At 40.5% G+C, this 20,518-nt stretch carries 16 protein-coding genes and 1 pseudogene; 9 read left to right on the top strand and 8 right to left on the bottom strand.

Annotation, left to right across the window (positions count from 1 at the left end; all coding sequences use genetic code 11):
- The first annotated feature begins 2 nt into the window (after positions 1 to 2).
- Together PR699_RS02885 and PR699_RS02880 are read left to right on the top strand one after the other, a co-directional pair.
- The gene (locus PR699_RS02885; RefSeq protein ID WP_004915958.1) at positions 3 to 2,897 is read left to right on the top strand and encodes a valine--tRNA ligase; all 2,895 of its coding nucleotides are present in this window, start codon (positions 3 to 5) and stop codon (positions 2,895 to 2,897) included.
- Positions 2,898 to 3,114: 217 nt separating this feature from the next.
- Positions 3,115 to 3,615, top strand: a complete 501-nt coding sequence (locus PR699_RS02880; RefSeq protein WP_014657356.1) for a GNAT family N-acetyltransferase — start codon at positions 3,115 to 3,117, stop codon at positions 3,613 to 3,615.
- Between the two features lie 75 nt (positions 3,616 to 3,690).
- On the opposite strand, the gene PR699_RS02875 is transcribed toward PR699_RS02880, so the two are convergent.
- The 3 genes from PR699_RS02875 to PR699_RS02865 all read right to left on the bottom strand — a co-directional run bounded on the left by PR699_RS02875 (position 3,691) and on the right by PR699_RS02865 (position 5,024).
- Positions 3,691 to 4,089 (bottom strand): MerR family transcriptional regulator, encoded by a 399-nt coding sequence (locus tag PR699_RS02875; protein WP_004915954.1) that lies wholly within the window; start codon positions 4,087 to 4,089, stop codon positions 3,691 to 3,693.
- A gap of 261 nt (positions 4,090 to 4,350) precedes the next feature.
- A complete protein-coding gene (locus tag PR699_RS02870) occupies positions 4,351 to 4,704 on the bottom strand; it encodes a helix-turn-helix domain-containing protein (protein ID WP_004915952.1) in 354 nt (117 codons plus the stop codon).
- A 29-nt stretch (positions 4,705 to 4,733) separates the two neighbouring features.
- Positions 4,734 to 5,024, bottom strand: coding sequence for a YdgH/BhsA/McbA-like domain containing protein (locus PR699_RS02865; RefSeq protein WP_014657355.1), 291 nt, complete (start codon positions 5,022 to 5,024; stop codon positions 4,734 to 4,736).
- 308 nt (positions 5,025 to 5,332) lie between these two features.
- On the opposite strand from PR699_RS02865, the gene PR699_RS02860 reads away from it, so the two are divergent.
- The 6 genes from PR699_RS02860 (at position 5,333) to PR699_RS02835 (ending at position 13,488) form a co-directional block, all read left to right on the top strand.
- Positions 5,333 to 6,553: an efflux RND transporter periplasmic adaptor subunit gene (locus PR699_RS02860; RefSeq protein WP_004915947.1), complete on the top strand. Its 1,221-nt coding sequence runs from the start codon at positions 5,333 to 5,335 to the stop codon at positions 6,551 to 6,553.
- Complete coding sequence (locus PR699_RS02855) at positions 6,553 to 9,693, top strand: efflux RND transporter permease subunit (protein WP_014657354.1); 3,141 nt, start codon at positions 6,553 to 6,555, stop codon at positions 9,691 to 9,693. The genes PR699_RS02860 and PR699_RS02855 overlap by 1 nt, the downstream gene beginning before the upstream one ends.
- A gap of 203 nt (positions 9,694 to 9,896) precedes the next feature.
- The gene (locus tag PR699_RS02850; RefSeq protein ID WP_004915943.1) at positions 9,897 to 12,395 is read left to right on the top strand and encodes a heavy metal translocating P-type ATPase; all 2,499 of its coding nucleotides are present in this window, start codon (positions 9,897 to 9,899) and stop codon (positions 12,393 to 12,395) included.
- Between the two features lie 55 nt (positions 12,396 to 12,450).
- Entirely contained in the window at positions 12,451 to 12,723 is a 273-nt protein-coding gene (locus PR699_RS02845; protein WP_004915940.1) for a glutaredoxin family protein, read from the top strand.
- A 44-nt stretch (positions 12,724 to 12,767) separates the two neighbouring features.
- Positions 12,768 to 13,229, top strand: a complete 462-nt coding sequence (cueR, locus tag PR699_RS02840; RefSeq protein WP_014657352.1) for a Cu(I)-responsive transcriptional regulator — start codon at positions 12,768 to 12,770, stop codon at positions 13,227 to 13,229.
- A gap of 61 nt (positions 13,230 to 13,290) precedes the next feature.
- Positions 13,291 to 13,488: a heavy-metal-associated domain-containing protein gene (locus PR699_RS02835; protein ID WP_004915936.1), complete on the top strand. Its 198-nt coding sequence runs from the start codon at positions 13,291 to 13,293 to the stop codon at positions 13,486 to 13,488.
- Positions 13,489 to 13,660: 172 nt separating this feature from the next.
- On the opposite strand, the gene rraB is transcribed toward PR699_RS02835, so the two are convergent.
- On the bottom strand, positions 13,661 to 14,074 hold the full coding sequence (gene rraB / locus PR699_RS02830; protein WP_036944087.1) for a ribonuclease E inhibitor RraB: 414 nt from the start codon (positions 14,072 to 14,074) through the stop codon (positions 13,661 to 13,663).
- Positions 14,075 to 14,237: 163 nt separating this feature from the next.
- Between rraB and argF the strand changes: the two genes are divergently transcribed.
- On the top strand, positions 14,238 to 15,263 hold the full coding sequence (gene argF / locus PR699_RS02825; protein WP_014657351.1) for an ornithine carbamoyltransferase: 1,026 nt from the start codon (positions 14,238 to 14,240) through the stop codon (positions 15,261 to 15,263).
- Between the two features lie 107 nt (positions 15,264 to 15,370).
- On the opposite strand, the pseudogene PR699_RS02820 reads toward argF, so the two are convergent.
- The 4 genes and pseudogenes from PR699_RS02820 to PR699_RS02805 all read right to left on the bottom strand — a co-directional run.
- A pseudogene (locus PR699_RS02820) lies at positions 15,371 to 15,739 on the bottom strand (HAD-IA family hydrolase); the annotation flags it as partial.
- Positions 15,740 to 15,850: 111 nt separating this feature from the next.
- Positions 15,851 to 17,728: a metallophosphoesterase gene (locus PR699_RS02815; RefSeq protein ID WP_041705150.1), complete on the bottom strand. Its 1,878-nt coding sequence runs from the start codon at positions 17,726 to 17,728 to the stop codon at positions 15,851 to 15,853.
- A gap of 84 nt (positions 17,729 to 17,812) precedes the next feature.
- A complete protein-coding gene (locus tag PR699_RS02810; protein ID WP_004915914.1) occupies positions 17,813 to 19,021 on the bottom strand; it encodes an adenosylhomocysteinase in 1,209 nt (402 codons plus the stop codon).
- Between the two features lie 30 nt (positions 19,022 to 19,051).
- Positions 19,052 to 20,296 carry an MFS transporter gene (locus tag PR699_RS02805; protein ID WP_014657348.1) on the bottom strand — a complete coding sequence of 415 codons (1,245 nt, stop codon included), beginning with the start codon at positions 20,294 to 20,296 and terminating at the stop codon, positions 19,052 to 19,054.
- Positions 20,297 to 20,518: the final 222 nt, after the last annotated feature.

Below are 20,518 nucleotides of genomic sequence, written 5' to 3'. Positions count from 1 at the left end.
AAATGGATAAGAAACCAGATAATGCGATTGCCGAGCCTTCGCTCGATAAAACTTATAATCCCGCTGAGATAGAGCAAGCACGCTATGCTCATTGGGAAAAAAGCGGTTATTTCAAACCAAACGGGGATACTAGCAAAGAGAGTTTCTGTGTCGTTATTCCACCACCAAACGTCACAGGTAGCCTGCATATGGGGCATGCTTTCCAGCAAACGATTATGGATACCATGATCCGTTACCAACGCATGCAAGGTAAAAATACGCTGTGGCAAACAGGTACTGACCATGCTGGTATCGCAACCCAAATGGTTGTTGAACGTAAGATCGCGGCTGAAGAGAACAAAACTCGTCACGATTACGGCCGCGATGCGTTTATTGACAAAATTTGGCAATGGAAAGCAGAGTCTGGTGGCACCATTTCACAACAAATGCGCCGTTTAGGTGACTCTGTTGATTGGGAGCGCGAGCGCTTCACAATGGATGAAGGCCTATCAAAAGCCGTTAAAGAAGCCTTCGTTCGTCTTTATAAAGATAACTTAATTTATCGTGGTAAACGCCTCGTTAACTGGGATCCTAAACTCCACACTGCGATTTCTGATTTGGAAGTCGAAAACCGTGAAATCAAAGGTTCCATGTGGCATTTACGCTATCCACTTGCAGATGGTGCAAAAACAGCCGAAGGTAAAGATTATCTGGTTGTCGCAACCACACGCCCAGAAACTATGCTGGGTGATACTGGTGTGGCGGTTAACCCAGAAGATCCCCGTTATAAAGATTTAATTGGTAAAGAAATTATTCTTCCAATCGTCAATCGCCGTATTCCAATTGTCGGTGACGAACACGCCGACATGGAAAAAGGCACTGGCTGCGTGAAAATTACCCCTGCTCATGACTTTAATGACTATGAAGTCGGTAAACGTCATCAGCTCATTATGATCAACATGATGGATTTAGATGGTAATGTCCGTAGTGAAGCAGAAGTCTTTGATACTCACGGTAACCCATCAACCGCATATAGCAGTGAAATCCCAGAAGCTTACCGTGGTATGGAGCGTTTTGCCGCACGTAAAGCGATTGTCGCGGAATTTGAGCAGTTAGGTTTATTGGTTGAAGTTAAGCCGCATGACTTAACAGTGCCTTATGGTGACCGCGGTGGCGTCGTTATCGAGCCAATGCTAACTGACCAATGGTATGTTCGTACTAAGCCGCTAGCAGAAGATGCCATTAAAGCGGTTGAAGATGGTCGTATTCAATTCGTACCTCGCCAATACGAAAATATGTATTACTCTTGGATGCGTGATATCCAAGATTGGTGTATCTCTCGCCAATTGTGGTGGGGTCATCGTATTCCTGCATGGTATGACGACAAAGGTAATGTCTATGTGGGTCGCGATGAAGATGAAGTTCGTCGTGAAAACAACTTGGGGGCAGAGATTGCACTGCGCCAAGACGAAGACGTATTGGATACTTGGTTCTCTTCCGGTTTATGGACCTTCTCAACATTAGGCTGGCCTGAAAATACCGAAGCACTGAAAACGTTCCATCCTACCGATGTGTTGGTCAGTGGTTTCGACATTATTTTCTTCTGGATAGCCCGCATGATCATGATGACCATGCACTTCATTAAAGATGAGAACGGCGTACCGCAAGTACCGTTCAAAACCGTTTATATGACGGGTTTGATCCGTGATGAAGAAGGCCAAAAAATGTCTAAATCCAAAGGGAACGTTATCGACCCTCTGGACATGATCGACGGAATTTCGTTAGAAGATCTGCTTGAGAAACGTACTGGCAATATGATGCAGCCACAATTGGCTGAAAAAATTGCCAAGCGTACTCGCAAAGAGTATCCAAACGGTATTGAAGCACATGGTACTGACGCACTACGCTTTACCTTAGCGGCGCTTGCCTCAACAGGCCGAGATATCAACTGGGATATGAAACGTCTGTCTGGCTACCGCAACTTCTGTAATAAATTATGGAACGCAAGCCGCTTTGTCCTAATGAACACAGAAAATCAAGACTGTGGTCAGAACGGTGGTGAAATGAGCTTCTCTTTGGCTGATCGCTGGATCATGGCTCAGTTCAACCAAACCATCAAAGCGTACCGTGAAGCCCTCGATACCCATCGTTATGATATTGCCGCGGGTATTTTGTATGACTTCACTTGGAACGAATTCTGTGACTGGTACTTGGAGCTATCAAAACCTGCTGTTCACAAAGGTAATGAAGCGCAAGCTCGTGCAGCACGTTTCACGCTGATCGAAGTATTAGAAGCGCTATTACGTTTAGCACACCCTATTATTCCATTTATCACGGAAACTATCTGGCAACGTGTGAAAGTTGTCAAAGGGATTGATGCAGATACCATCATGCTACAACCATTCCCTGAATTTGATGCAGCTAAAGTGGACGAGCAAGCACTGAGTGATTTGGAATGGATCAAAGAAGCTATCATTGCTGTCCGTAATATTCGTGCCGAAATGAATATTTCGCCGGGTAAACCACTAGATGTGTTACTGCGTGGTGCTTCTGAAGATGCGAAACGTCGCGTTGCAGAAAACCAAAACTTTATTAAATCCATGGCACGCCTTGCAAGTATCACGGTACTGGCAGACGGTGAAGAAGCGCCAGTTTCTGTGACAAAACTGGTTAGCGGTACTGAGCTATTGATCCCAATGGCAGGCCTGATTGATAAAGATGCCGAGTTAGCGCGTTTGGATAAAGAGTTAGAGAAAGTACTCAAAGAGATTGAGTCTATTGAAAGCAAACTCGCTAATGAAGGTTTTGTCAGCCGTGCACCTGCTGCCGTTGTTGAGAAAGAGCGCGAGCGCCTAGCGGCTAACATTGAAGCTAAAGGTAAGTTAGAAGCACAAAAAGTGACCATTGCGTCGCTATAATTTGCCTCTTTCACACTGACTTAAAACCCTTATTGGTTCGCCAATAGGGGTTTTTTATTAGAACACCTATCTAAATAAGTAAATCAATCCCGAACCCTATACCCACGTTAATTAATCGATTATTATGATACGACTGCGTTCGCAGATCTCAGATTGAAGTTCCCTTCTGGTTCTCTCTCACTGAGTAGTACAAAACAATAAATAAAGAGAGTTTCTCATGACAACAAATACAACAACCCACACTATTCGTTTAATCGAACAAAAAGATAATGCGGGGATTGCCGCGGTTATCCGTGAAGTTTCAGCAGAACATGGCTTAACGGCTGATAAAGGTTTTGCGGTAGCCGATCCTATTTTAGATACGCTCTATGAAGTCTATAGCAAGCCTCGTAGTGCTTACTGGGTCGTTGAAATGGACGGTAAAATTGTCGGTGGTGGTGGTATATCACAATTAGCTGGCGGTGATAATGAAACAGCCGAGCTACAAAAAATGTATCTCTCTTCGGTATTAAGAGGTAAAGGGGTCGCTAAGCAGATTGTACTAATGTCATTAGAGTTTGCTAAAACACAAGGTTATACACGCTGCTACCTAGAAACAACCGCAGATTTACAAGCAGCCATTAAACTGTATGAGAAATTAGGCTTTGAATTTATCGATGAGCCACTCGGCAATACAGGCCACAGCGATTGTGAAATCCGTATGCTAAAAGCACTGTAATCACAGTCTCCATAAGGATAGCCAAGCTGCTATCCTTATTACCTATATAGATAGAAAATCGTATAACGTTAAAGATCAAATCTCTTTAGATAATAAGTTTTTTATTATCCCACACTTATGATTGCTATTCATTTCATTGCTATGATCTTGTAAGATAATCAATTCTCTTTCGAGCTTTTTCAGCTTTTCTATATTTTCTCTAATATTAAATAGATGTGAGTTAATCACTCCCTCAACGAGCTCACAATCATCACTATTATTATCCACCAGATCTAATAGTTTTTTTATTTCACGATGAGACATATTAAGACTACGGCAATTTTTTATAAAACGGAGTCGTTCAATATGGTTTTCACTGTAACTGCGATAGTTATTATCATTTCTATTCGGAGGAACGATTAGGCCCTCTTTTTCATAAAACCGTATTGTCTCTCTTGGAATATTGAATAATTTTGATACTTCACCTATTTTCATATTCTTCCACCTAAAAACAGAGATAGGTTATTTTAAATTTTCAATAATGCTAATCCTTACCATTATTGTAAGGTCAAGAAAAACGATGATTTGATTATTTTTCTTATTTAATTTTTTTATTTCAACAAATTAAAAGTAAAACCATCAAAGGTTAACCTATTCAGCTAGCCGCTAGACCAACAATTTTTAGTTTATTGCATTATCTAGCTGGCTAGCTAGGCTTAATACTTTATGACACGATTGTTATCAAAATACGCTATACTACGCATGGTATCTGAGTGCGGTTTCTCTCCTATATTTAGCAGGGGTTACTTTCAATTTACGCTTAAAAGCTCTTGTTAACCCTTGCTGTCCATCAAAACCGTATCTAAAAGCAATATCAATAATCTTGTCATTTGTCTGTTTCAAATCAGATGACACCTTTAATAGCCTATTAATTAAAAGATATTGCCCTAAGCTGACGCCCACGGTATTTTTAAAAATACGTTGAAAATACCATTTTGAATAGCCAGCCCTATGAGAGATTTCCGCAATATTCAGTGGCTTATCCACATTCATATCAATCCATAAAAGAATATCTTGTATCACATTTTCTCTAATGGTGTGATGACTCATCGCTCATCTCCTTATAAAATCAAAGGATTTTATTGATAAAATATAACATGTCCTCGGAGTTTAGTTTCGCCACTTGCTCCAACAATTTTATAACTACTCGCCCCTATCTTTTTTGCCGTTTCCTGAGCTTGCGTTTCTATTGATGATAAACTCGCATCACCAATAAATGTGGCTGAGCTGAGTATTTTTTTATGTATATCTACAGATAAATAATTCTCAGTAACCTTACTTGATGCCTGTTGAGAATATGTTTGATTATTTGCAGCGACGCCTTGATAACTAACTAGGCTTAATACAAATAAAGCGATAATCTTTTTCATCATTAATCCTTATTTATGTCCGTGTTTTAATTAATGATGAATATTAAAAACCTTAAAGTAGATACAAGGTCAATAACTTATTTGGCTTTTGCAAACTTATTTTTATATCTATCTCTAAGATAATCTTATTGAGAGTATTCAATTTATTTAATTAAAAATAAACGTAAACACTGTCCTTCAATATATTCCCACACCTGCTTGCATTAAAACTGTTGACCTTACAACTACTGTAACCTTTACCCTTACACAACATTGGTTATTCAACATTAAAGCTAACAATGAAATCAATTAATTAGGTAAAGTTTATTATGAAGATGAAAATCGGAATATATGCGACATTTGTTGTGGCTATGGGGATAAGCGGCCTCGCTATCGCACAAGATGCTAATAATGATAATAAACCCGAAACGACAAGTTCTACGATGCTCCCTAAAGTGCCTGTCGCGGAAGTGATCCAACGGGAAATGACTCCTTTTTCTGAATTTACAGGCTACTTAGCTTCACCCAAAACGGTTGATTTACGCTCTCGCGTGGGTGGACGGATTAATTCTGTAGACGTTCCTGAAGGGCAACTGGTTAAAAAAGGCGATTTACTCTTCCAAATCGACCCTCATCCATTTCAAATCGCCTTGCTTGAGGCTGAGGGAAAATTAAGCCAAGCAGAAGCCTTAGCGGCTCAAGCTAGTAGAAATTACCAACGCCTCAAAGGATTAGTAAATAAAGGTGCCGTTTCGCGGAAAGATTATGATGATGCCTTATCCACGCTGACCGCAAATAATGCACAAGTAAAATCAGCAAAAGCCGCGGTAGAATCCGCCAAACTCAATTTATCTTATACGCAAATTCGTTCCCCTATTGCAGGCCGAGTCGATAGAGCCTTTATTACTGAAGGGAACCTAGTGACTGGTGGCGACACCAGTAGTGCAACACGTTTAACTACGATTGTTTCAATTGACCCAATATATGCTTATTTTGATATTGATGAAGCCACTTTTCATCAATTAGCGGGGTTACAATCATCAACAATAAGCAATACTAAGGCCACATTACCGCCCGTTACCATACAATTACCGAATGAAAAAAGTACCCACTATTTAGGAAGCCTGAATTTTGTTGGTAACCAAATAGAGCGGACAACAGGCACAGTAAAAGTGCGCGCCGTCGTTGCTAACAAAGAGGGGAAACTGATTCCCGGCGCTTTTATTCGTGCACAACTTCCTACCGGCCCTAAAAAAACCACCATTTTAATTGATGACCAAGCAATCGGCTCTAATCAAGGGCAAAACTATGTCTTGGTTCTTGATAACAATAACCAAGCTGAATATCGCCCTGTCCAGTTAGGTGCCCTAGTTGATGGCCTTAGAGTGATCAATGAGGGTTTAACTGCGGGTGAAAAGGTCATTATTAAAGGCCTTGTTAGACCGGGTATGGCGGTGATGCCTGAATACACCTCAATGGAGCCTTCATCAACAAAAGAGCCTCACCAAACTCAACATCAACCTTCAGATGAAATAGAGGAAAACAGATAATGAATTTTCCCCGTTTCTTTATACAGCGCCCTATCTTTGCCATGGTCTTATCAATATTTATATTGATAGCAGGGATTTTGAGCTTTTATAAATTGCCCCTAAGCGAATATCCATCCGTGACTCCCCCTACGGTTCAGGTTATCGCCAGTTATCCAGGTGCAACACCCAAGGTGATTGCTGATACGGTGGCCTCCCCCATCGAACAAGCGGTTAATGGGGTAGAAGGCATGCTCTATATGAGCTCGCAAATGTCGACCGATGGAAAAATGGTACTGACCATCTCTTTTAGGCAAGATGTCGACCCCGATATTGCACAAATTCAAGTGCAAAACTTAGTTTCGCGCGTCATTCCTCGCTTGCCTCAAGAAGTTCAACAAATTGGCGTCACAACGGAAAAAACGTCACCGGATGTCCTAATGGTCGTCCATATGTACTCACCCAATAATGTCTATGACCCACTGTTTGTCTCTAATTACACTTTACTCAATGTGCGTGATGAAATTGCTAGATTACCCGGTGTTGCCAGCGCATTAGTTTGGGGGGAAGGTGAATATGCGATGCGAGCATGGATTGATCCCACAAAAGTCGCATCATTAGGCTTAACGGCAAATGATATCGTTACGGCTATTCGCGAACAAAATATTCAAGTCGCTACAGGTTCGATTGGGCAGCAGCCGAACTCAACGTCCTCATTTCAAATCAGCGTCAATGCACTTGGTCGACTCACAACCGAAGAGCAATTTGGCAATATTATTATTCAAACAGGCGAAGATGGGCAGTCGACCTATTTAAAAGATGTCGCTCGATTAGAGCTAGGTGCCGATAATTATTCACTTCGCAGCTTACTGAATGAGCAAAACGCGGTTGGCTTACAGATTGTCATGAGCCCCGGAGCAAATGCGTTGGAAGTGGCGGAGTCGGTACGAGAAACCATGGCTCGTTTACAGGCTAACTTTATCGAAGGGATCGACTATAAAATTGCCTACGATCCAACTATTTTTGTCAGCGCCTCACTAAAATCGGTCGCTATCACCTTACTTGAAGCCACCATATTAGTGGTTATTGTCGTGGTGCTCTTTTTACAAAGTTGGCGAGCATCAATCATTCCGTTAGTAGCTGTTCCCGTATCACTCGTGGGAACATTTGCCTTTATGTACCTATTCGGCTTTTCTCTCAATACACTATCGCTATTCGGTTTAGTTATCTCAATAGGGATAGTGGTGGATGACGCGATAGTCGTCGTTGAAAACGTTGAAAGGCATATCACGGAAGGATTAACACCAAAAGAAGCCGCCTTTAAAGCGATGGAAGAGGTCACAGGCCCTATTATTGCCATTACATCAGTATTAGCGGCTGTTTTTATTCCAACCGCATTTTTATCCGGTTTACAAGGTGAGTTTTATCGACAATTTTCATTAACGATCGTGATTTCAACGATTATTTCTGCGATTAACTCATTGACCTTATCTCCTGCTCTCAGTGCTATCTTACTGAAGCCCCATGATAAAAATAGCAAACCAGACTGGTTGACTCGCATTATCAATGCGATATTTAGTCGCTTTTTCGCTAAATTTAATCTCTTTTTCAATGCATTATCCAACAAATACGTTCAGATTGTACGCCGCTGCATACGAGGAAGTTTAATTATTCTTGTGCTATATCTTGGCTTTGTTGGGCTAACCGCACTCGGGTTTAAAGTGGTTCCTAATGGCTTTGTTCCTGCACAGGATAAATATTACTTAATTGGCGTCGCGCAATTGCCTTCGGGTGCTTCTCTCGATAGAACAGAAGCGGTTGTGAAAGAGATGTCACGCCTCGCACTGATGGAGCCTGGTGTTGAAAACGTGGTAGCGTTCCCTGGCCTCTCTGTAAATGGCCCCGTTAACTTACCGAATTCAGCACTCATGTTTGCAATGCTCAAACCGTTTGATGAGCGTACTGATCCTTCACTATCAGCAAATGCCATCGCCGAACGCCTAATGGGTAAATTTAGTCAAATACCGGATGGTTTTGTTGGCATATTCCCTCCACCTCCGGTTCCCGGCTTGGGTTCGATGGGGGGCTTTAAGGTACAAATAGAAGATAGGGCTGATCTTGGCTTTGATGCGTTAGCGCAAGTGCAAGAGCAAGTGTTGATGAAAGCAATGCAAGCCCCCGAATTAACTGGCATGATGGCAAGTTTCCAGACCAATTCGCCACAAATCGATGTGGATATTGATCGCGAAAAAGCCAAAGCGCAAGGTGTTACGCTCACCGATATCTTTGATGCATTACAGATTAATTTGGGATCACTCTACGTCAATGATTTCAATCGTTTTGGTCGAACCTATCGCGTCATTGTGCAAGCAGATACGCCCTTTAGAATGGATCCTAAAGATATTGAACTCATCAAGGTACGTAATAAGCATGGGGAGATGATCCCTCTGAGTAGCTTAGTGACGATTACCCGTACAAATGGCCCTGATCGCGTGATCCACTATAACGGTTACCCTTCTGTCGATATCACCGGCAACGCGGCTCCTGGCTTTACTTCAGGACAAGCCACTGATGCGATGGAGAAGATCTTACGTGAAACATTGCCCGAGGGCATGAGCTTTGAATGGACAGATCTAACCTATCAAGAGCAGTTAGCGGGTAATTCAGCACTCTATATTTTCCCATTAGCAGTGCTATTTGCTTTCTTGATCTTGGCTGCTCAATATAACAGTTGGTCATTACCATTCTCTGTACTATTAATCGCGCCAATGGCTCTACTTTCTGCTATTGCCGGCGTATGGTTGCTCAATGGAGATAATAATATCTTCACACAAATCGCTTTCATTGTGCTGGTCGGCCTTGCTGCAAAAAATGCGATTTTGATTGTTGAATTTGCGATCGCCCAAGAGAAACAAGGAAAAGATCCTTTAGCCGCCGTATCAGAAGCCGCTCATCTACGATTACGCCCTATTTTGATGACATCCTTTGCCTTTATTGCTGGCGTGATCCCGCTTGTTTTAGCGACGGGAGCGGGTTCAGAGATGAGACAAGCCGTGGGGGTTGCGGTGTTCTTCGGCATGCTAGGTGTAACGCTATTTGGTTTACTATTAACCCCTGTTTTCTACATGATGATACGTAAATTAGCGGGTAAAAAATCCCCATAATCGACCTCAAAAACAGTTCGCTAAACAACGATAGTTTAGCGAACTCATAATACAAACCTATTATATTGCATATAAAACAAAGAGATAGTTACATTTGACTGTGGCTATCTCTTTTTTGAACATAATAATAAAAAAAATGCTTGACCTTCCCCTTAAGGTAAACGTTAGGCTTTACGCATGATGATACTTAAGAGGGTAAATCAATGACTACGAATCTATCTCAATCTTCAGCCAATAGGCTGAGTTTACCAGTCGAAGGAATGACCTGTGCATCCTGTGTAGGCCGTGTCGAACGTGCCTTAAAAGCGGTCGATAATATTGATACCGCCGTCGTGAACTTAGCAACTGAACGTGCAGACATTACATTTAAAGAGCATGTTGATGTAGACGCCGCGATCCGTGCGATTGAAAGTTCAGGCTATAAAGTCAGAGAAGAAATCACAGAATTAGCCATTGAAGAGATGACGTGTGCATCTTGTGTTGGTCGTGTTGAAAAAGCACTTACTCAAATACCCGGTGTTATTGAAGCGAGTGTCAATTTAGCCACCGAGCGCGCTCGCATTCGCCATTTGTCTGGAGCCGTCACCGTCGCTGACTTAGAAGCTGCCGTTGTTCAAGCCGGTTATAAGCCTCGTCGCTTATCCGATGCCAGCACCAATGTGAATGAGCAAGCGGATGAACGTCGTGAACAAGAGGAGCGTTCACTGCGCCGTTCACTATTTACTGCCGCAATATTTACGCTACCAGTATTTATTATTGAAATGGGCTCTCACTTTATTCCGGGTATTCATCATTGGGTTGCAAATACTCTCGGTCAGCAACTCAATTGGTATATCCAATTTGTGTTAGCCACTCTCGTTTTATTCGGCCCAGGCTTGCGCTTTTTCCAAAAAGGGGTTCCCGCGTTGCTGCGTGCTGCACCGGATATGAACTCACTGGTTGCAGTCGGTACGGCAGCCGCTTACGGCTATTCCGTTGTTGCCACCTTTATGCCACAAATTCTGCCCGTTGGCACTGCGAATGTGTATTTCGAAGCCGCGGTCGTTATCGTGACATTAATTCTGCTTGGTCGCACATTGGAGGCGCGAGCAAAAGGGAAGACGTCTCAAGCCATTAAACGCCTTGTTGGCTTACAAGCCAAAACAGCGCGAGTGGAACGTGATGGCAAAATGATCGAAATTCCACTCGATGAAGTCGCCACCGACGACATTGTTTTCGTTCGTCCGGGTGAAAAAATTCCTGTTGATGGTGTTGTTATCGAAGGGGCTTCTTATGTCGATGAAAGCATGATCACCGGTGAACCGGTTCCTGTCTCAAAAGAAATAGGCTCTGAGGTTGTCGGCGGTACTATCAATAAAACAGGGGCATTCAGTTTCCGTGTGACCCAAATTGGTTCAAACACCGTATTAGCACAAATTATTCGCTTAGTTGAAGAAGCGCAAGGATCCAAACTACCAATCCAAGCATTAGTGGATAAAGTCACGATGTGGTTTGTGCCAGCGGTCATGGCAGGTGCGGTTATCACATTCTTTATTTGGTTGATTTTTGGCCCAGATCCTGCGCTCACCTTTGCTCTGATCAACGCCGTTGCGGTATTGATTATTGCATGTCCGTGTGCGATGGGCCTTGCGACACCAACATCTATTATGGTCGGTACTGGTCGTGCAGCGGAATTAGGTGTTCTTTTCCGTAAAGGTGAAGCCTTACAAGCTCTGCGTGATGTCAGTGTCGTCGCTCTGGATAAAACCGGTACGTTAACAAAAGGTCGCCCTGAATTAACCGATCTCGTTCCAGCAGAAGGATTTGAATATGATGAAGTTTTAGCCTTAGTTGCTGCGATTGAAACCCGCTCCGAGCATCCGATAGCCGAAGCCATTGTGGCTGCCGCAAAAGAAAAAGGGATTTCATTTGCCGCAATCGAAGAGTTTGAAGCTGTACCTGGGTTTGGTGTTTCAGCGAAAGTAGGAGGCCGTTCAGTTTCTGTCGGGGCTGATCGCTTTATGAAACAACTCGGCTTAGAAGTGAGCCATTTCCAACCAACCGCATTACGTTTAGGCGAACAAGGCAAAAGCCCGCTGTATGCGGCAATTGATGGGCGTTTAGCAGCAATTATTGCCGTTGCTGACCCAATAAAAGAGACCACCCCAGAAGCGATTAAAGCCTTACATTCATTAGGCTTAAAAGTGGCGATGATCACCGGTGATAATGCGGCAACGGCTGCTGCAATCGCTAAGCAACTCGGTATTGATGAAGTGGCTGCCGAAGTACTGCCTGACGGCAAAGTCGCAGCACTAAAACAGTTCCGTAGTAATGGCAATAAAGTCGCCTTTGTGGGAGATGGTATTAACGATGCTCCTGCACTTGCCGAAGCCGATGTTGGGTTGGCTATCGGTACGGGAACAGACGTCGCCATTGAAGCGGCAGATGTGGTCTTGATGTCAGGTGATTTGCGTGGTGTTGTCGATGCAATTGCCTTAAGCCAAGCGACTATCCGTAATATAAAACAAAACCTATTTTGGGCGTTCGCTTATAACGCGCTCTTGATCCCAGTGGCAGCAGGCTTACTGTACCCAATTAATGGCACTTTGCTTTCACCGATTTTAGCGGCGGCGGCAATGGCTCTTTCTAGCGTCTTTGTATTAGGTAACGCCTTACGTCTTAAACGCTTCCAAGCACCGATGAAAGAAGGCATCACTCAATAAACAATCGACAAGCCAGGCCTTGCTCAGGTCTGGCTATACCAATCGAAAGGAGAACATGATGGCGCTGACATCTCAACCTAAAATTACAATTTACACCACCCCCACCTGCCCCGATTGCCAATTGCTCAAAGAGTGGTTGGTTAAAGAGCAACTTACATTTGACGAGCGGGATCTGACCGACCCACAAATTATGGCCGAGGCGAAGGCGCGTACTGGCGTACGTGTCGCGCCAATTACCCTAATTGGAGAGCATCTATTTTACGGCACTTTTGCCTCACAAAAACCAAACATTATCGCCGCTCTTAAACGGGCAAAAGAGAAGTCATAAGCACCTTGTTTCAAGGGGTATCATACTGTTGGAGAGGTAAAATTATGAATATTGGTCAAGCAGCCAAACTTTCTGGTATCTCAGCAAAAATGATCCGTTATTATGAACAAACAGGTTTGCTCCCCAAGGCTAAGCGTACCGATGCAGGATACCGTTATTACAATCAATCCGATGTCGATAGCTTTAATCTTATCCGCCGCGCTCGAGCACTCGGTTTTTCCACTGAACAAATTTCTGTTTTACTGTACTTATGGCGGGATAGAGAACGCACTAGCGCCGATGTTAAGGCGATGGCACTCACCCATCTTTCCGAGCTAAAAAGAAAAATCAATGAACTACAAGCTATCGCTAAAACATTAGAAACACTGACTCAACATTGCCATGGCGACAATAAACCTGATTGTCCGATCATTGAAAATTTAGTGAACCCAACAAAGCGCGATGAGACGCCGCCAGCTAAAAATCGTCGATTCGATAATTTCTCAATGCGTATGGTAAAAAATTGATTGACCTTCCAATAGGGGGAAGCTTTATATTGATTAACGTATTGATAATAGGAGTATAAAAATGATTAATTTAACTATCCCAAAAATGGCTTGTGATGGCTGCGCGAAATCAATCAAAAAAGTGGTATTAGATATTGATGCGCAAGCACAGGTTGAAGCAGACCCTGCGACGAAAAAAGTGCAGATCAACAGCCGTATTGATGAAAGTATTTTCCGTACCGCACTCAGTACAGCAGGGTACCCAGCAGATCCAGCTTAAGAAAGGTTTATTGATAGCTGGCTGACTAAGATAGATATGCCATGTTAGCCAGTTATTTAGGATATGGATTGAATCGTTAACTATTTTTCGGTCATCATGTGCCTGCTTTGTTGTTAGGATCAACATATCAAAAGCAGGCAATTACACGGTTTAAATTACAGCCTTTGCCGAATTAATGGAAACGTTCTCCACCTTCTTCGCCGTCTTCGTCTTCGTCATCATATTCAGCATCAGGGTCTTCAAAGTAAGTTCCCCAACCATCATAGTTGATACCTAATTTTTCAGCTAACTTCATCAACTGTTCAACTTGCGCATCGATCAACTCTGCATTAAGTGCACTTTCGCTGATCACATCACAACACATTAGCGTCACACCATTTTCGACTTCCAGCTCTTCCGCATCAGTGACTTCATAGCCTAATTTAAAGGCTTCTACCGCTGCTTTTTCTAGTAGTTCAAAATTGTCTGCTGAGAAATGGTGTTCAATTGCATACAATGCATCAGGATCACTGCCATCTTCCAGTAACTCTTCAATAATTAGACGCGTTTCTTCGTATTGTGCCTCTAACTCAGCTTTATCCACCATATCCACACCTCTTTTTTCATTATCGCTAGTCTCTAGGCCATTCTCCCATAGGGCTGCCAGTGACACCATACCTGAATGAATAATTTCTTTTCTATTGGGGGTTGATTTTGAATTTTTATGAATATAAATTGAATATTAATTCAAATAAAAAAGGCTGAATTTTATGAACCCCTTCTATAAAAAGCATTTTCTTAGGTTACTTGATTTTACACCTAACGAAATTCATTCATTATTGAAACTGTCAGCATGGCTGAAAGCACAGAAGAAAGCTGGCCTCGAAAAACCGCTACTCGCGGGTAAAAATATTGCCCTTATCTTTGAAAAAGACTCTACACGCACACGCTGCGCCTTTGAAGTTGGAGCGTTTGATCAAGGAGCTAGAGTGACTTACCTTGGCCCTTCCGGTAGTCAAATCGGGCATAAAGAGACCATGAAAGATACCGCGAGAGTGCTTGGTCGGATGTATGATGGTATTCAATATCGGGGGTTTAGTCAGTCAACGGTTGAAACCTTAGCAACACATTCGGGAGTGCCTGTATGGAATGGATTAACGAATGAATTCCATCCCACACAGTTATTAGCCGACTTACTCACTATCCGAGAACATCAACCGAACAAGCCTCTATCCGAAATTAAATTTGCTTATTTAGGCGATGCGCGTAACAACATGGGGAATTCCATGCTAGAAGCCGCCGCACTGACGGGGATGGACGTGCGTTTAGTTGCACCCAAAAGTTGCTGGCCGGAAGCTGAATTAGTTGAAATTTGCCAAAAAGCGGCACTGAAAACGGGAGGGAAAATCACGCTCACTGAGGATGTCGCTGAAGGGGTCAAAGGTGCAGATTTCCTGTATACCGACGTTTGGGTGTCAATGGGTGAAGCAAAAGCAGTCTGGGCTGAACGAATTCATTTACTTAAGCCATATCAAGTGAATATGGATGTCATTAAGCTCACTGGTAACCCAGATGTCAAATTCCTACATTGTTTACCTGCATTTCATAATGAAGATACTACCCTTGGCGCACAACTCGCTAAAGAGTTTGATATGTGGGGAGGTTTGGAAGTCACGGAAGAGGTTTTTGAATCCCCTTACAGCATTGTGTTCGATGAAGCAGAAAACCGTTTACACACAATCAAAGCGGTAATGGTTGCAACATTAGCACCTGAATTACCTCGTGGTGTTATTTAATTGAGTGGCTTAGGTCGGTGGTGCCTACTCATAAAAGTTGAGGTAATAGGCACCACAATATCGCACAGACTCGAACTCAGCCTAATTGAAATCAGCGATACGGTGACTTAAGGTCTTTCGCCATTAGCCAGTCGAATATTTATCTTCTCTATAAGATCAGGTAGCTCAGCTAATGTACCTATCACATAATGCGCCCCCGCAGTAAATAATTTATTAGCTGCTTGCTGGCGTAATTGTGTGGTGTCATCGGCTGACATGCTTTGATATTCATCCCATGTTTTACCAAACTCATTACCTGATAAAGCAAGACCAACACTCCACATGCCCGCATTACGCCCTTCTTCAATACCCGGTGCCGCATCATCAACCTTAATGCAATGGGCAACTGAATCGATACCCAATTCAATGACATTTTGTAGCGCCATCCATGAGCCAAGGCGACCACCCGCCGCTAAATCATCACTCGCAATCCAATAGTATCCGACCGAACGGCAACCAAAAACTTTAAATACAGGTAAGCTGTAACGGTCAACTAAAAATGGAGACTACCTTAGCCATTCTCAACGACCTAAAATAGTCTCCAAATGTCACTTGCTTATTTTTATTTGGTAAGTCATCCACTTTTTATCTTGGCTATTCAACTTCAGTTCATATTGATTATTCCATAAGAACGTCGCTGACTTGTCTGTGTAATGCGGTAATACTAAATGCATTTGTACTGGTAAGTCAGAAATTATGCGATAATTATTTTTAGGTTTAGAATATTCATGGTGTGAGGAAATATATTTACTGAAAATATCAATATTTCTTTCATTTCCAATATCTAAATAAGGGCTATCTTTATTATTTTGAAAAAAAGGCGCATATTTACTAGCAACAATAATAAAGGAATCTTCGTCCGTTATTTCTATACCATTATAACGAATATTAGATATCCTTCCTTTTTTCACCTGTTCATTCCGCTTACCAGACAAGTCGTATAACGGCTGATTGCTAATATTTACATCATATGTCAACCCTATTATTGGGTAAAATAGAAAACTATGAAACTGATTATTTATCAAAGGAGTAGAGTCACCATCAGGGGAGTTGTATATATTTGAGCTCATTTCTAACCATTCAATTATCTGCTGTTTATTTACTCTTAAGGCGGATAAATAAGCAGGGTAGAAAATTTGATTTAAGTCTCTATTCGTAAGCTTTCTATCCTGTATATCAATGATATAATTATCGTCATTTAATGAAAAAGAAGGTGAAATAGAAACAAGCAGCTTATCATTTTCATTTGTGTAATTTTTCATATAATCATGAATTGAATCAACAAGGAGTGTTGTTAAACTTTCATTTCCTATTAAATTAAAATTATTATCAATTTTAAATTGATCAAGACTGACCTCCTTATCTAAATCTTTTTTTAAGTCTATTTCTGTATCATTTATACATGATAATACACTTTTAATAGTATTTTCCGCAGCAGGCACATCACTTTTTTCTAACTGATAACCTTTACTACTTTTTATAAGCCATTGCCCATTCTTTTTTTCAAGGTTAAAGGTTATTGCAGATACTGACTCCCCCCATTTCCCTGGTTGTGCGGCTGGCTTATCAAATATTTTTCCTGATTCAATATTAATATTTTCATGCGCTATCGTTTTTTTAGAAGGAAATATTTCATGAGTATGACCAAATAAAACACCATCAATATTTGGATTTCTTGCAAGATAATATGCTACATTCTCCATTCCATATTCAATTGGTGATACATCAATCCCTGAATGGGATAAAGCAATTACAAGATCTGCACCATCCTTTCTAGCCTTATCTGCTGCGCTATTGGCAGATTCTAGCATATCAAAAAATATAATTTTATTTTCCAGTTTACTTTTATTAAAAAGCATTGTTTGCGGAGGAACCAAGCCTATGTAAGCAATTTTCAATAAGTGATTTTTACCTACGTCATCGATTACATTTTTTTCTTTTATAATATACTCAGGATAAAGGCTTTCCTGTTTTTCTTTATCAATAACATTACTTAAAACCACAGGAAAGTTTGCACCTGAATAAGACTTCTTTAAAAAATCAACGCCATTATCAAAATCATGATTACCTGGAGTTGCGACATCATAATTTAGGGCATTCAAGCTGCATATAATAGGAGAAATATTATAATAGACATCATTCTGATTATAACGTTTAATGACATGATTACCGATTGGGTTTCCTGATAAAAGATCGCCAGTATCAACTAAATAAGTATTTTTATGGTCACGTCTAAACTTTTCAATAGTGCCTATCCATGATATCAAACCATAATTTTCGCTTTTAGTATTACTGTAATAGTTATCATCACTAATAAAAGAATGGATATCTGATGTACTGAGTATATTAACCTCAACTAAATTATCAGCATACGATGATGAGATTAAAACGCTTATTAATAATGAACCAAGCAATATTCTCTTCATATTATTATCTCAAAATTAATTTATTATAATAATTGTTTTGCACTAAACATTAATGTTTATTAAGTCATTACGCCTTGACTCAAATTAATGCGTGATCCAATTATCACAGGCGAGTTGCGCCACTTTCATTTCTATATCAAAAGGAACTGGTTGTGGGATATTTTTTAATGTTTTACTACTGAGTGCTATTTTTTCTAAGCTTAATGTTTGTAGCGCCAGCCCTAAATCCATCACTTCAATAGGATTACCATTACCTGCGGATAAATTGACTAAATTTGCATCAGACATTAAAAATATATTTTTACCTGTTTTCAGTTGGTATCTGTTGATATTAGGCGTGACGTCTTCGCAACTAGATGTGATGGAATTCAGCGCTTTTATATCAACTTCACGTTGAAAGTGCCCTGCATTTGCCACAATGACATTATCTTTCATTGCCGTAAAATGCTTCGAGGTCAGTATGTTATCTCGTCCCACTACACTGACAACAAAATCAGCATCACACAAAGTATCCAAAAGTTCCGCGGTCTGAAAACCTTCTAAATGTGCCTCCAACCGAGTCAGTGGATTTGTGTCAACAACAGTAACATGAGCCCCCATTCCTCTGAAGCGCTGCGCTACACCAGAACCACAATATCCATATCCGATAACGACAACCTTTTTACCGTGTATCATCACATTAGTCGCATGAGCAATACTTTCAACAACTGATGAACCGACGCCATATCTGTTTTCTATAATTCGCTTAGACTGAGTATCATTAATAATGAGTGTTGGCCAAAGTTGAGAAACAAAGTTTTCTCGTAAACGATTTGCCCCTGTTGTTGTCTCTTCAGTTGCACCAATAATTGTCTTTTGTAACGACTTAAATTTAGGATCAGTCAGGACTAGTTCATGCAAATCAGCGCCATTATCAGCAATGATGCAAGGGTTCATTTCTAATACCTTTTTACAATAGGTAATATGATCCTCAAATGACTCGTTTCTTCTCGCAAAAACACTGACATTCATATACTTAACCAATGCTGCGGCTGTTTCATCCTGTGTCGAACCAGGAGAGCCTGTAATGGCAATTCTTGCGCCACCTTTTGTTAAAGCTTCAAGCCATACTCCTGTTTTCGCTTCAACATGCAAACAAATGCCAATAGTCATTCCTTTAAAAGGCTGTTCCTGTTCAAGTCTTTTTATTAAATGCTTCATAATAGGCATATGTGTTTTTGCCCAATTAATACGCTTCATCCCAAGTTCTGCCAAACTCATATCTTGAATAGAGTACTGATCGATATCTAACATAATATATACCTCAAAAATTTTACATTTTTATTAAACATGAATTTTTTTAACATTGTTTTTTGTAAAAATCAGATAGACCACATAAGCTAGTGTAAATACAAGCGTATAACTAGTGAATATAATCCAGAACATTTTCCAATCAACAACACCATTCGTTGTATTAAGGTCTAATACCCAACCACTCAGTATTGCCCCTAAAAAAGTACCAAAACCATTAACCAATGTAGTAAATACACCTTGCGCGGTAGATCGAAATTCCGGGGTTATTTCTTTTTCCAAAAATAAAGAACCAGATATATTAAAAAAATCAAATGCACAACCATAAATTATCATAGAAAGAAATAACACCATGGTTCCTATATATGTAAAATCGCCATAAGCAAATAATCCAAAACGTAATATCCACGCAATCATACTTAGTAATAAAATTTTCTCTATTTTTATGTGCCTTAATAACAATGGGAGTAGCAATATAAACAAGACCTCAGAAAATTGCGATATTGATAAGAATATTGTCGGATGCGCTGAAAAAATTGAATTTTTGGCTTCAGGTAATTCAGAAAGGTCTTGTAAAAAAGGTACGCCTAATGTATTTGTGATCTGTAAAACAGATCCTAAGAGCATAGAAAAAAACAGAAAAACAACCACTTGAGGCTTTCCAAATAGAATTTTTAAGTCGCTAAATTCAAAAGCATGAGGAGCATCTATTACAGATTTACTGTGATTATTTATTGAGATAAAAACAATAGAATAAATACTCAAAATAACAGAAGCAATTGCAGCAATGTACAGTTGATAATAGCTAGTTTCTAATTCCAATAAACTAATTATCCACATTGCGGATATAAACCCAACCGTCCCATACACTCTAATTTTAGGAAAATATTCTTCTGAATTTAATTTTTCCTTACCAATAGTTTCAAAAATTATGCTATTGCATATCGACATTGTTGGCATATAAAAAAGAAGATGAAACAATGTCATTAAAAAAAGTAAGCTAAATGAAGAACTATGCGCCATTAGAATTAGAAAAAATGCTGATATCAAATGAGTTGTGACATAAACTAATTTTCTATTGTTGATTTTATCTGCTATTAGACCGATTAAAATAGGTGAGCATAATGATGCTATTCCTAGTGTGCTAAATATTAACCCTACATCCCCACCTTTAAAATGAAGGGTATTGAGCATATATGATGCAAAGGTAACTAACCAAGAGCCCCATATGAAAAACTGTAAAAATGAAACTATTTTTAATCGAGTGATTATACTCATGATAGTCTTTTTACCTCACGAAATAATATATAAATACACTTATTTATTATGGGAGCCGAGGCATTGCACTTAAAAATATTTTTTAACTTAAATTAATCACAGTCTATCCCATAAACGCTTATCATGTTCAATTAATATACTCACTAACTAGTAAGAATAAAGTGATGTACTTCACAATAGGTTATACGTATGACTTGATGGTGATCATATCATTGAAGAATA

The organism is Providencia sp. PROV268, assembly GCF_028477805.1.
Taxonomy (GTDB): Bacteria; Pseudomonadota; Gammaproteobacteria; order Enterobacterales; family Enterobacteriaceae; genus Providencia; species Providencia stuartii.
The sequence above is the reverse complement of the archived record's forward strand: the minus strand, read 5'-3'. Positions and strand labels throughout refer to the sequence as shown.

What these genes read in the sequence shown, in the direction of transcription:
- PR699_RS02885 (WP_004915958.1), top strand. Translation starts at nt 3, where the DNA reads ATGGATAAGAAACCAGATAATGCGATTGCCGAGCCTTCGCTCGATAAA.
- PR699_RS02880 (WP_014657356.1), top strand. Translation starts at nt 3,115, where the DNA reads ATGACAACAAATACAACAACCCACACTATTCGTTTAATCGAACAAAAA.
- PR699_RS02875 (WP_004915954.1), bottom strand. Translation starts at nt 4,089, where the DNA reads ATGAAAATAGGTGAAGTATCAAAATTATTCAATATTCCAAGAGAGACA.
- PR699_RS02870 (WP_004915952.1), bottom strand. Translation starts at nt 4,704, where the DNA reads ATGAGTCATCACACCATTAGAGAAAATGTGATACAAGATATTCTTTTA.
- PR699_RS02865 (WP_014657355.1), bottom strand. Translation starts at nt 5,024, where the DNA reads ATGAAAAAGATTATCGCTTTATTTGTATTAAGCCTAGTTAGTTATCAA.
- PR699_RS02860 (WP_004915947.1), top strand. Translation starts at nt 5,333, where the DNA reads ATGAAGATGAAAATCGGAATATATGCGACATTTGTTGTGGCTATGGGG.
- PR699_RS02855 (WP_014657354.1), top strand. Translation starts at nt 6,553, where the DNA reads ATGAATTTTCCCCGTTTCTTTATACAGCGCCCTATCTTTGCCATGGTC.
- PR699_RS02850 (WP_004915943.1), top strand. Translation starts at nt 9,897, where the DNA reads ATGACTACGAATCTATCTCAATCTTCAGCCAATAGGCTGAGTTTACCA.
- PR699_RS02845 (WP_004915940.1), top strand. Translation starts at nt 12,451, where the DNA reads ATGATGGCGCTGACATCTCAACCTAAAATTACAATTTACACCACCCCC.
- cueR (WP_014657352.1), top strand. Translation starts at nt 12,768, where the DNA reads ATGAATATTGGTCAAGCAGCCAAACTTTCTGGTATCTCAGCAAAAATG.
- PR699_RS02835 (WP_004915936.1), top strand. Translation starts at nt 13,291, where the DNA reads ATGATTAATTTAACTATCCCAAAAATGGCTTGTGATGGCTGCGCGAAA.
- rraB (WP_036944087.1), bottom strand. Translation starts at nt 14,074, where the DNA reads ATGGTGGATAAAGCTGAGTTAGAGGCACAATACGAAGAAACGCGTCTA.
- argF (WP_014657351.1), top strand. Translation starts at nt 14,238, where the DNA reads ATGAACCCCTTCTATAAAAAGCATTTTCTTAGGTTACTTGATTTTACA.
- PR699_RS02815 (WP_041705150.1), bottom strand. Translation starts at nt 17,728, where the DNA reads ATGAAGAGAATATTGCTTGGTTCATTATTAATAAGCGTTTTAATCTCA.
- PR699_RS02810 (WP_004915914.1), bottom strand. Translation starts at nt 19,021, where the DNA reads ATGTTAGATATCGATCAGTACTCTATTCAAGATATGAGTTTGGCAGAA.
- PR699_RS02805 (WP_014657348.1), bottom strand. Translation starts at nt 20,296, where the DNA reads ATGAGTATAATCACTCGATTAAAAATAGTTTCATTTTTACAGTTTTTC.